5 protein-coding genes and 1 pseudogene are annotated in these 12,833 nt (G+C 39.0%); 3 read left to right on the top strand and 3 right to left on the bottom strand.

What is annotated here, in order from left to right; genetic code table 11:
* Positions 1-3,187 (bottom strand): AAA family ATPase (locus GNF10_RS29890; protein ID WP_185607318.1); only part of this gene is annotated, 3,187 nt, incomplete at its 3' end.
* 203 nt (positions 3,188-3,390) lie between these two features.
* Here GNF10_RS29890 and GNF10_RS29895 point away from each other — a divergent pair.
* The 3 genes from GNF10_RS29895 to GNF10_RS29905 all read left to right on the top strand — a co-directional run bounded on the left by GNF10_RS29895 (position 3,391) and on the right by GNF10_RS29905 (position 11,279).
* A complete protein-coding gene (locus GNF10_RS29895) occupies positions 3,391-8,796 on the top strand; it encodes an ATP-binding sensor histidine kinase (RefSeq protein WP_185586076.1) in 5,406 nt (1,801 codons plus the stop codon).
* A gap of 573 nt (positions 8,797-9,369) precedes the next feature.
* The gene (locus GNF10_RS29900) at positions 9,370-9,999 is read left to right on the top strand and encodes a TenA family protein (RefSeq protein ID WP_185580569.1); all 630 of its coding nucleotides are present in this window, start codon (positions 9,370-9,372) and stop codon (positions 9,997-9,999) included.
* A 332-nt stretch (positions 10,000-10,331) separates the two neighbouring features.
* On the top strand, positions 10,332-11,279 hold the full coding sequence (locus GNF10_RS29905; protein WP_185580570.1) for a tetratricopeptide repeat protein: 948 nt from the start codon (positions 10,332-10,334) through the stop codon (positions 11,277-11,279).
* Between the two features lie 118 nt (positions 11,280-11,397).
* Here GNF10_RS29905 and GNF10_RS29910 read toward each other — a convergent pair whose 3' ends face one another.
* Together GNF10_RS29910 and GNF10_RS29915 are read right to left on the bottom strand one after the other, a co-directional pair.
* Entirely contained in the window at positions 11,398-12,003 is a 606-nt protein-coding gene (locus GNF10_RS29910; RefSeq protein ID WP_185580571.1) for a DUF411 domain-containing protein, read from the bottom strand.
* Between the two features lie 547 nt (positions 12,004-12,550).
* Positions 12,551-12,757 (bottom strand): annotated as a pseudogene (locus tag GNF10_RS29915) (NAD(P)/FAD-dependent oxidoreductase); the annotation flags it as partial.
* Positions 12,758-12,833 lie beyond the last annotated feature (76 nt).

The following is a 12,833-nucleotide window of genomic DNA, read 5'->3' on the forward strand; positions in this document are numbered from 1 at the left end:
CTTCTATACCCATTAGATAGGTATAAAAAAGTCGAAAAAAAGTTGAGACAATCATGTGGACAGAATCTCCAACTTCTAATCCTAAAGTATAAGATTCTTTTAATAAATTAATGGTATCTCGGACAGGTAGCTTGTTGAATTGATTAAATGCAGCTACTTTGAAACTAGTCATACTTTTTAGAGATTTTGCATCAAACTTCTCTACAATTTTTAAAGCTAACTGCCCAAACTTATATCCTTTTTCTAGCTGATTTAATACCGCATTTAAAACAATGCCAAAATCAGCATATCCTGGCGCTGAAAGTGCTGTATTGCCGTATTTAAGCGATAAGTTAACTTGTTCACAGGCAATAATTGGAAATAAGTGGGGAGCAGCCTGATGGACAGAGGGAGTGAGGCTGATCATAATTTTCAGAGCAACTAAAGCTTGAGGATCAGTCATCAAAGGTAGCTCAATTAAACTTTCAATTTGACGCTCTCCCAGTGTTGATAAAGTGTTTTCTATAGCTTGATGAATATCTGAAGCAGTAACAGATTTAAATAAAGGTATTCCAAGTTTTTTGAGAGTTTGACACCCAATATCAATTGCTTTAATCATCTGCCCTTGTACTTGATAATACTGGAGCTTAATTTCATAAACTTTTACTTTATCTAAAAAACTTGTCGCTCGTTGTATCACTACTTTAATTAGCGATTCCATCTGCTCAAATTCATTACTGATAAATGCAACTTCGGCAGCAGCGTGATATAAATCTCGCGTTAAATCATGAGCATTTTCCCAGCCATCACTAATTAACAACTGAATGCCCTGATTGAAATATTGTAGAGCCGCACCATAAGCAATCGCTTCTTTGGCTTTGTGACCTGCCTTGAGATTTAGTTTAGCTAATTCTTGACGTTTACTTGGCTGGTTAATGAGTGGAATTCCATAATTTAAATGACCGACAATCTCAAAAATATTCTCTGACTGCTGGGCTAATGATGTATTTTTTAAAATTAATTGTCCAATTTGGAGATGGGTCAACTCTTTCTGTTCTTTGGGAATCAGAAAAGAGGCAGCTTGTTGAATGCGATCGTGTAAAAATTTGTATGTAACTGTCTTTTCTTTTAAACTATCTTCAGCCGTTTGTGCGTCTATATTCTTTGTTATATTACCGTTTTTTTCTAAAAATAAATCTTGATGAAAACTATAAGCAGTACTAGTAGATAAAATTAATCCTTCTTGTAAAGCTTTCCATAAAATAGCTGCCGTTTCTGTTTTTGATTTATCTGAAACTATTGCCAAAGTTACTAAGCCAAACTGATTCCCAATACACGCAGCTAACTGTAAAAGTTGTTGAGTTGATTCAGGAAGTTTCTGTAATTGACACACCATGAATTCTACAACATCATCTGTAACCGCTTGCTGATTTACTTGGGTAATATTATATTTCCAACAGCCGGAATTCAAGTCAAATTTAAGAAATTCTTCTTGATGTAATACTTTGATAAACTGTGTTGTGAAAAACGGATTACCTTGAGTTTTTTGATAGATCGATTGAGAAAGAGGTGATGCTACATTTTCTGTACATTTGAGTGTGTCCGTGACTAACTGATTCAATTGCCCTTGACTTAGTGGTGTTAAATTAATTGTATTAATTGGTGCTTGCATTTTTTGAATATCGCTCAAAGTCAATATTAATGGATGTGCTGGATTGACTTCATTATCACGATATGCACCAATTAACAATAGATGACCTGTATCAGCAATCAATAGTTGCATTAAGTTCAGCGATGCTGAATCTGCCCATTGCAAATCATCTAAAAATATCACTAATGGATGTTCAGCAATCGTAAAGACTTGCGTAAATTTTTGGAATAATAAATTAAATCTATTTTTGGCCGCAGTTCCTGATAATTCTGGTGCGGGTGGTTGTTCACCAATAATTTTTGATAATTCCGGGATGACTTCAATAATTACCTGTCCATTCTCCCCAACAGCTTCTAATATCTGGTTTTTCCATTGCTGGATTTGAGCGTTGTTTAGAGTTAATAATTGCCAGATTAAATCTCGGAATGCTTGCACAAAAGCACTCAAGGGAATATTCCGTTGAAATTGGTCAAATTTCCCTTTGATAAAATAACCGTGTTGGCGCACAATCGGTTTATGAACTTCGTTAATAACCGCAGTTTTTCCGATTCCTGAAAAACCAGTAACCAACATTATTTCAGTTGCACCTTTGCTTACTCTTTCAAATGCTTCGATTAAGGTGGCTATTTCAGTTTCTCGTCCATAGAGTTTATCGGGGATAATAAAGCGATCGCACACATCCCGTTGAGCAATTGGGAAACTCTTAACTTCACCAGTTTTTTCGAGTTGAGTTAAACAATTTTCTAAATCAAATTTCAGACCCAATATACTTTGATAGCGGGATGACGCATTTTTTCCCATCAATTTGCTGACAATCTCTGAAAGGACAGACGGAATTTGTGGGTCAATTTCATCTACTAATGGCGCTGATTTAGCAATGTGACAATGTACCAATTCCATCAGATCATTTGATTGAAAAGGTAATTCACCTGTAAGTAATTCATAGAAGGTTACACCCAAAGAATAAAAGTCTGTCCGGTAGTCAATCCCCTGATTCATCCTTCCTGTTTGTTCTGGGGAAATATAAGCCAGCGTCCCTTCTAATACATTCGGACTGATTAGCGTTTGGGTTTCTCGTGGTAATAAAGAGGCAATACTAAAGTCAATGAGCTTAACTTGCTTAGTTTCAGGATTAATTAATATATTGGCAGGTTTTATATCTTTATGAATAATTCGATGGCGGGAAAGTATATCTAAGACATCACACAGAGATATTGCAATTTTTAAAAAATCCTTTAGGGATACAACATGATCGTTAACGAAATAATCCTTAAGGGCAATTCCCCCAAAGTCTTCCATCACTAATATATAACCATTCTGGTATGCTTCTAAGTTGTAAGTTTGAATGATTCCGGGATAGTTGAGATTTTTGGTAATGGTGTACTGATTACGAAATTGTACGAGTTCGCTAAAGCTAGGATAAGGATTTTTCAGCAGTTTGATAACTACAGGTAAGGAGTCAGTTTCTTGGAAACCACGATAAATAAGAGTTCTGGCACTATCATAAAGTTGTTCGCTAACTTTATATCCAGGAATACTGAGTTTGGTGCTAATCATGCTGGACTTTATCTTTAAGACTTTTACATTTAGTATTCCCAGATGCCTAAATAAATTTACTATTTTCGCAGTGCTGTATTAGCATCATGATCGGGCAGTATAGTTTCTACGTCAAAGCCAAGAAATTCCTTTACCTTAATCTCTGACTGATGGGGCGGATCTGGGAACACTAAATGCTAAGGTCTTAAAAATTCAAAAGAATTATGATTAGCAGTGTAGTTACCATTCCCGGCTATCAAGTCAGCGAAGAACTCTACAACGGTTCTAGAACCCTAGTTTATCGAGCAGTTCGAGAGAGTGACCAACAGCCTGTAGTCATCAAGCTGCTGAAAAATCCTTATCCGAGTTTTTCTGAACTAGTACAGTTTCGCAATCAATACACGATCGCTAAAAATCTCAACTCCCCCTCGATCGTCCAAACTTACAGCCTGGAACCTTACCAGAATGGCTATGCGCTCGTAATGCAAGACTTTGGGGGAATTTCTCTGAAAACGGAGATGGGCGCAAAGCAACATTCACTTAGGGAATTTTTGCCCCTGGCTATATCTCTGTGTGAGACTTTAGATATTCTAATTCGCAATCGCATTATTCATAAAGATATTAAACCTGCCAATATTCTGATTAATCCAGAAACAAAACAAGTTAAATTAATCGATTTTAGTATTGCATCTCTACTGCCAAGAGAAACTCAAACTTTAATCAGTCCCAACGTATTAGAAGGAACACTTGCTTATATTTCCCCAGAACAAACTGGACGAATGAATCGGGGAATTGACTACCGCACAGATTTTTATTCTTTGGGTGTAACTTTTTACGAATTACTGACAGGGGAATTACCATTTCCATCAGAAGATGCGATGGAATTAGTACATTGTCATATTGCGAAAGTACCACCTTTCCTGCATCAGATAAATCCCAAAATTCCATCTGTACTAGCAGAAATTATCAAAAAATTGATGGCGAAGAATGCAGAAGAACGCTATCAGAGTGCATTGGGACTGAAGTATGATTTAGAAAAGTGCTTGGTTCAATTGAAGGAAACAGGCAAAATTGAGACTTTTCCAATTGCCCAACAGGATGTGTGCGATCGCTTTATTATCCCCGATAAACTCTATGGCAGAGAAGCAGAAATAGAAACCCTACTCAACGCATTTGAGCGCGTCAGTAAAGGGACAACCGAAATGATGCTAGTAGCAGGCTTCTCTGGAATTGGGAAAACTGCGGTTGTCAACGAAGTTCATAAACCTATTGTTGGGAAACGTGGTTATTTTATCAAAGGCAAATATGACCAATTTAATCGCAATATTCCCTTGAGTGCCTTTGTGCAAGCCTTCCGGGATTTAATGGGGCAATTATTGAGTGAAACCGATACCCATTTGCAGCAGTGGCAGGATAAAATTATCACAGCTTTGGGTGAAAATGCTCAAGTTATTATTGAGGTCATCCCAGAACTAAAACGAATTATTGGTTCTCAACCTTTGGCTACAGAACTATCTGGGATGGCGGCCCAAAACCGCTTCAATCTGCTGTTCCAGAAATTTATTCAAGTTTTCACCACACCAGAACATCCTTTAGTGATGTTTTTGGATGACTTGCAGTGGGCAGATTCAGCATCTCTGAAGTTAATGCAGTTGCTGATGGATGAATCCCAGAAGGGCTACCTGTTATTGCTTGGGGCATACCGAGATAATGAGGTCTTCCCCGCACATCCCCTAATGTTGAGATTAGATGAGATAGGCAATGCTGGAGCCAAAATTAACAAAATTACACTCAGTCCACTGTGCAAAGTAAGTGTGAATCAATTGCTAGCAGATACCCTCAATTGTCAACCGGAAGTAGCACAACCATTGATGCAATTGGTGTATCAAAAAACTAAAGGGAATCCCTTTTTCACCACTCAGTTTCTGAAGGCGCTGCATAAGGATAATTACATTCAATTTAATTCTCAAATTGGGCATTGGCAGTGTGATATTGCCCAAGTTAAGCAACTAGCGTTGACAGATGACGTGGTGGAGTTTATGACACAACGGTTACAGAAACTAACACCAGCAACTCAGGAAGTTTTGAAACTGGCGGCTTGTATTGGTAATCAATTTGATTTGCATATATTGGCAATTGTTTATCAACAATCCCAAACCGAAACCGCCGCCGCATTATGGGAAGCATTAGAGTTCGGCTTGATTTTGCCAACTAGCGAAGTTTATAAGTTTTATGCAGGGCACGAAAATCAAGCAACTAATCAGGAAATCGCTCATTCTGTAACATATAAATTTCTGCACGATCGTGTCCAACAAGCCGCTTACTCACTGATTCATGAAGATCATAAACAGATAACCCATGTTAAAATCGGTCGCCTGTTGTGGCAAAATACCCCGGAAGCTGAATTAGAAAATCAGATTTTTGCGATCGCAAATCAGCTAAATATTGGGCTTGAACATTTCCATCAACCTACAGAACGCCATGAACTCGCACAGTTAAATCTCATGGCTGGGAAAAAGGCAAAAGCTTCAACCGCATACAGTTCAGCAATTGCTTATCTGAAAACAGGTATCCAGTTACTACCATTTAACCCTTGGGAATCTGACTACAATCTGACCTTAAGCTTGTATAGCGAAGCCACCGAAACCAGTTTTCTCTGTGGTGAAATTGATGCAATGGAAGATTTCGCCCAGGAAATTTTACAACACGCAAAAGCGATCGCTGATACAGCTAAAGTTTATGAGGTAAAAATTGAAGCTTACATAGCTCAGGGTAAATTTTTGGTAGCTATCGATACAGCTATGCAATTTTTGCAGTTGCTGGGCATTGAGTTCCCTCAAGAACCAACGGCATCAGATTTTGTTCTGGCCTTGGAAGAAACTGAAGCTAGCTTAACTGGCAAAACAGTTGCTGAATTGGTTAATTTGCCAGAGATGCAGAATCCAGAATTACGTGCAGCCTTGCGTGTTTTAGTTAAAGTAACAACTCCTGCTTATATGGCAAAACCTGAACTCCATCGTTTGGTGGTGCTGAAGAAAGTTGCTCTTTCTGTAAAATACGGAAATACTTCCGCTTCTGCCTTCGCTTACTCAGGGTATGGACTCATGCTTTGTGGTCAACCAGGCAGTATCTCAACAGGTTATGAATTTGGGAAGTTAGCCTTGCAACTGCTGTCTAAGTTTCAAGATCGGGAACACGAAGCAAGAGTCCTCGTAGTCGTTCATCTTTGTGTCGCCCATTGGAAAGAGCCTGTAACAGCAATGCTTCAGCCATTACTACAAGCCTATACCAGTGGATTAGATAGTGGTGATTTGATTTATGCTAGTTACGCTGCCCACCTTTATTGCTTGCAAGCTTACATTGCTGGTCAAGAATTAACCAAATTAGCTGATGAATTAGCGATTTATGGGGCAGCAATAGAAAAAATCAACCAAAAACACACACTCAACTACAACAATATTTACTACCAAGTAGTATTGAATTTAATCGAGTCAAAAACTACTCCTTGGGAATTAGTTGGCGCAGCCTACGATGAAAGATCAATGCTGACTTTACATGAGCAAAGTAATGATGGCGCTGCTTTGTGGCATTTCTTTGTCAACAAATTGATGCTTTGTTATCTGTTTCAAACATTGGATTTGGCAGTGGAATATGCTGTCAAAGCCAAACAATATTCCGGTTCAGGATATGCGACGGTGAATCTTCCAATATTGAACTTTTATGATTCACTGCTGCAACTGGCTTTATTTCCGACATCGCTAGCCGAAGAACAACAGAGAATTTTACAGCAGGTAGCAGAAAATCAGGACACGATGCAACAGTGGGCAAATTATGCACCCATGAATCATCTGCATCGATTCCAGTTGGTGGAGGCAGAAAAGTATCGGATACTGGCACAAAAAACCGCAGCAATGGAATTTTACGACCTTGCTATTGCTGGAGCAAAAGAAAATGGCTACATCCAAGAAGCAGCACTTAGCAATGAACTGGCTGCCAACTTCTACCTCAACTGGGGTAAAGAAAAAGTTGCCCAAGCATACATAGAACAAGCTTACTACTCCTATGCCCGTTGGGGTGCAAAAGCCAAACTAGAAAATTTAGAACGACGTTACCCAGAACTTCTGCGAGTGATTGTGCAACAGAAAAACCTCAAACTCAACTCGCAAGAAACACTATGTAATACTGTGATATCCAGTACCTTTAATCACTCCTCAACCCAGATATCAAGTTCATCCAGCAGCGTCAATTCGGCGCTGGACTTTGGATCTGTTTTTAAAGCCTCCCAAGCAATCTCTACTGCAATTCACTTAGATCAATTAATCCAGACGCTAACTCAGATTATTCTCGAAAATGCTGGCGCTGATCGGTGTGCGTTAATTCTCTTTCAAGATGGGTCATGGCAAGTGCGGGCGATCGCCACTTTAGAAGGTACTATGTTGCAAACAGCACCTTTAGATAATCATCCTAGTGTTCCAGTCAAACTGATCCAGTATGTAAAAAACACTCTAGAAACAGTTGTAATTGACGATCTCAAAACCCATCTGCCTAGTGTGATTGGGGAATATATGCGCCAGCATCAACCCAAAAGTGCGCTGTGTATGCCAATTCGCAACCAAGGGCACTTACTGGGGATTTTGTATTTAGAAAATCAGCTAACAATGGGTGCATTTGTGGGCGATCGCTTAGATGTACTACAATTGTTAACCACTCAAGCGGCGATTTCCCTCGAAAATGCCCTACTCTACAATACTCTAGAGCAGAAAGTAGAGCAGCGCACCCAAGAACTCCACAGCAAAAATCAGCAATTATCCTCTACTCTCCAGGAATTACAACAAACCCAAGCTCAATTGATTCATGCTGAAAAAATGTCGAGTTTAGGGCAAATGGTAGCTGGAATTGCCCATGAAATTAATAACCCAGTCAACTTTATCTCCGGCAATATTAGCCATCTCAAAAATTATTTCCAGGACTTGCTAGGTGGTATTAGTCTCTATCAACATCAATATCCACAACCTACTACTGGAATTCAAACTTATTTCCAGGAAAAGGATTTAGATTACGCAATCAAAGACGTACCAAATCTTCTAGATTCAATAGAACAGGGTAGTCAACGCATTCAAAATATTGTCTTATCTCTGCGGAATTTTGCCCGCCTTGATGAAGCAGATATCAAAGCCGTAGATATTTATGAGGGAATTGAGAGTACTTTGTTAATTCTGCAACATCGACTCACTAAAATTGCCATCATCAAAAACTATGCCGATCTTCCAAAAGTGAGTTGTCACGCCAAACAAATCAATCAGGTAATCATGAATGTCTTAAATAACGCCATTGATGCCTTAAATGAAGCAAAAATCACAACTCCTACTATTACAATTCGTACCGAACTGAGCAATTCTCTAACCAAGAGTGTGAGCATTTGCATTGTCGATAATGGAACTGGAATTTCTGATGAAATGCAAAAACGAGTATTTGACCCCTTCTTTACAACAAAAACTATCGGTAAAGGAACGGGATTAGGACTGACCGTCGCTTACTCTATTATGTCAACTCATGGCGGACAAATTAACGTCTTTTCTAAGTTAGGACAGGGAACAGAATTTGAGATTATTTTACCTATCCAAGGATAAAGGTGGGAGGCAATACGGTTCGGATAAGGGAGTTCCAGTTAAAAAAAATATCCCAAAGTCGATAGTAAAATTGTCTCTATTTCTCTTGACTCTGTGTTCTCTGCGTCTGGAGTGGTTTGTTTATTTGGATAATTTATTTCTTGGAAATCCCTTAGAGGATGTTTTAAAAGTCATGATTGATGTATCAAATATTTTTACCCCACCCTAACCCTCCCCTTTATAAGGGCAGGGAACTAGATTATTTTCCGGTTTCCCCCCACCCAATACATCGGGGGGATTAAGGGGGGTAATCATTCTATTAAAATCACAGCCAACCACTTTTAAAACATCCTCTTAGATAAGTATTTACTCCAAACTAATTTTACACAACCCGTCTAGCGGATTTGACTGTTGGAAGTAAACTACTACGTTTTTCTCTTTTTTTGGCTTCGGCTTCTTGATATAGGACTCCTTATTTGATTCTGCTTGCCTATTGCCTTCCCATGCGAGTAAATATGGCTACGCCATGTGCGAACAGAAATCAAACCAGATTCCTATACCATTGAATAACAGTTGACAAATGACTTTTAAAAAATGGCTTTATCTAACGAATTATGGGCAGCAAATCAAGACTTAGCCCAAGCTTGCCTAGAGCATCCTTTCGTTCAAGGCATTGGCAATGGTATTCTTGAGCAGGTAAAATTTGCTTACTACGTGGGGCAAGATGTTTTTTTCTTAGAAGCTTTTGCGCGAGCGTACAGTATCGCCGCAGCTAAAGCACCAGACTGGTTAGGTTTTACCACATTTCATAACTTAGCGAGTGGAGTTTTAGAAGAACTACGGCTGCATAGTAGCTATGCTTCCCAGTGGGGAGTGAATTTACATTCTGTAGAAGCTGGCTATGCCACCCGCCGCTATACTGATTTTTTGTTAGCAACTGCTTGGGGTGGAGATGTGGGTTTGACTGCTGCGGCCATGTCTCCTTGTATGCGTTTGTATGGCTTCTTGGGAGAACAGTTGGCTCTTCATGGTATTCCTAACCATCAATATGCAGACTGGATTCGTACTTACAGCAGCACAGACTTTCAATCACTAATAAAACAATTAGAAACTTTAGTTGAAAATTATGCCACTAACAATGCTGTAGTGAATTCAACCTACCGTTATGCGATGTTTTGTGAGCATGAATTTTTTCAAGCTGCGTGGATTTTTGCTAATAAATAAGTAATTATATAGGACTCATATTTGATTTTTGAAAAAACTCCGTACAACTCAACGCATTGCCTGATTATGCTGCTGCGGATTGATTGGTTTTTCTTATATTTTTTCTAAAGCCAAATTTGTGAGTATACTATATTCGTGTGCTTCCTACCAAATATAAATAAAAGCATTTTATACACAGCAATCACTGGTGTATAAAACAAAGTTACATATTGAAGAACAATTCTTAGATTTTGACAGAACTTGTACTTATAAGTTCTGTTATTGTGTGTTGAAGGCACAGAAAATTGTATAATCAACAACCTATCAAGCAAAAATTTCGTTTTCTATAGAGAATGACAGAAGTAATTAGAACAGGGAGCCTAAATAACATCGAGTCCATTGAGTTTGAAAAGCAGTGCTTGCACAAAGCCAGAGAAATAGGCGATCGCAATAGTGAAGTCATTTGTTTAGCAAGTTTGGGCAATGCTTATCAGTCCATTGGGGAGTACCACCTGGCAATTGAGTTTTATCAGCAGTGGTTGGATATAGCGAAAGAAATAGGCGATCGCTTCGGAGAAGCCAAATCTTTGTCTGGATTGGGCAACGCTTACCAATCACTGGGGAAATACCAGCGAGCAATCGAATTTTATCACCAGTGGTTGAGTATCACCAGGAAAATAGGCGATCGCACCGGAGAAGCCATTTGTCTAGGAAGTTTGGGCAATACTTATGAATACCTAGGCAAGTACGAGCAAGCGATTGAGTTTTATCACCAGTGGTTGAGTATCACCAGGAAAACCGGCGATCGCACTGGAGAAGCCATTTGTCTAGGAAGTTTGGGAAATACTTATGAATCATTGGGGCAGTACCAACTGGCAATTGAGTTTTACCACCAATGGTTAGAACTGACAAGATTAATTAGCGATCGCAATGGGGAGGGCATGGCCTTAAGTGGATTGGGAAGTGCTTATAAGGCTCTGGGACAGTACCAAAGAGCGGTTGAGTTTCATCAATATTCATTAGAGATTAGAAGGAATCTTGATGACCAAAATGCAGAAGCAAACTCCTGGTTTAATTTGGGTTTAGTGTTAGAAAAAATCAATCGCGAATCAGAAGCGATGAATGCTTTTTGCAATGCTCGCGGGATTTATCACGCAATGGGAATTGATGCAAGCCTGCAAGATTGTAACCATGCGATTGAGCATCTTTCTCAAAATGTTTCAACCATAGCATCTCGCTTCTGGTTTGGGAGATTGTTCAGTCATTTGTCGCACTTAATCAAAACTGATTCTAACCAGTAAATCTTCTACCACTGATTCAGGTAATATAAGGATATTTTAAAAGCTTTTGATCATTTTAATCGCTAAAGATAGATTAAAATCCACTTTTAAAACATCCTCTGAATCCAGTGAGATTATCTCAAGAAGATGGATATTTATTAAATACCGCAACTGAGTTATTGCCATCAAAGGCAAACACCGTAAACGGGTCTTTTCGATTCCCCATCTCCATCCCAGGAGTACCTACAGGCATTTGGGGAACAGATAAACCAACAATATTTGGCTTTTCTTGAAGCAAACGTTTGATGTCGTTTGCTGGAACATGTCCTTCAATGACATATCCATTAACAATTGCTGTGTGGCAAGATGATAAATTATCCGGTACGTTGTACTTTTGTTTAACTGTTTCAATGTCAGGCGTGGAAAAGTCTGTGATTTGAAAACCTTGTGTTTTTAAGTGGTCAATCCACCCACCACAACAGTTACATTCGGGACTATGATATACAGTTGCATTTAGTGCTGTTGATTTTAATGGTGTATGTTTGTCCTGAATACCCTTAGTAGTACTTACTAATTGAGCATTAGTTGCAAGAGAACCAGGAAAAACAGTTTGAGCATTACTTATAGAAGCAGTGCTTCCCAAAATGCCCAACACCCCTACTGTGAGACAAATTGTTCCTACTACACGTACCACGATGGGAAGTAACCATTTTTGCCAGCAATAAATAAATTTTTTGTGCGACATCTGAGACTTCCTGATTACAACATTGCATAAATTTGTTTTAACAAATTCTCTTCAAAAAGACTCTGCGTACCTTTACTTTGTGCTTCGTTTGCGTCCCTCTACGTTTAAAATACTACAAATTTAGCCAATGCGTCGCTCGACAATGCTATTGCATTGCTTAACAATGCCAATGCGTTGCCTTACAATGCCAATGTATCATCTGATAATGCCATTGCATCCCTCTGCATTTAAAAATGTAAAGTTACGATTTTACCCCTACTACGTCTTAGAGGTTGTTTGAAAAGTGTTTTGCTGTGACTTTAGGCACTTTGAGATCCCCCTAACCACCTTTAAAAGGTCTACAGTATACACACATCTCTCTACAAAACCAAAATATTGTAGATCCTCCTAAATCCTTCTTAAAAAGGAGGACTTTAAGAGGTTCTTGCCACCCATTTTAAGGGGGGTTGGAGGGATCAAAAGCTTATGGGGCAACTTTTAAAGGCTTGTGTATACACCTCACAACTGCAAGCCTAAACAGATATCGCTCTATTAAAGCTACAATTCCTTACCCAACTGCCACCAAAGGCTGAGGTCTTTCAGCTGCTTTGTGCCATACCGATTGTCCTGTCAGCAGTTCTACAACATCCATGCCATTGCCAATTACACCTGGTACACTTGGATACCCAGCTACCAAAAAGAGATTGGGTAACTCTGTCGTATATCCCAGACGATTTAAACCAACCTGTTTAGGTACTAATTTCGCACCATAAATAGGGCTTGCTGGTTAAGACTGAAACCCTTGTATAAATAGTGATTGAAGTCTATAAATCGAACAAAAGTGCAAGGCA

The sequence above is a fragment of the Nostoc sp. UCD121 genome, assembly GCF_014222285.1.
Classification (GTDB): domain Bacteria; phylum Cyanobacteriota; class Cyanobacteriia; order Cyanobacteriales; family Nostocaceae; genus Nostoc.

Bases quoted from the DNA above. Each gene is read 5' to 3' on its own strand.
- GNF10_RS29895 (WP_185586076.1), top strand. From the start codon at position 3,391: ATGATTAGCAGTGTAGTTACCATTCCCGGCTATCAAGTCAGCGAAGAA.
- GNF10_RS29900 (WP_185580569.1), top strand. From the start codon at position 9,370: ATGGCTTTATCTAACGAATTATGGGCAGCAAATCAAGACTTAGCCCAA.
- GNF10_RS29905 (WP_185580570.1), top strand. From the start codon at position 10,332: ATGACAGAAGTAATTAGAACAGGGAGCCTAAATAACATCGAGTCCATT.
- GNF10_RS29910 (WP_185580571.1), bottom strand. From the start codon at position 12,003: ATGTCGCACAAAAAATTTATTTATTGCTGGCAAAAATGGTTACTTCCC.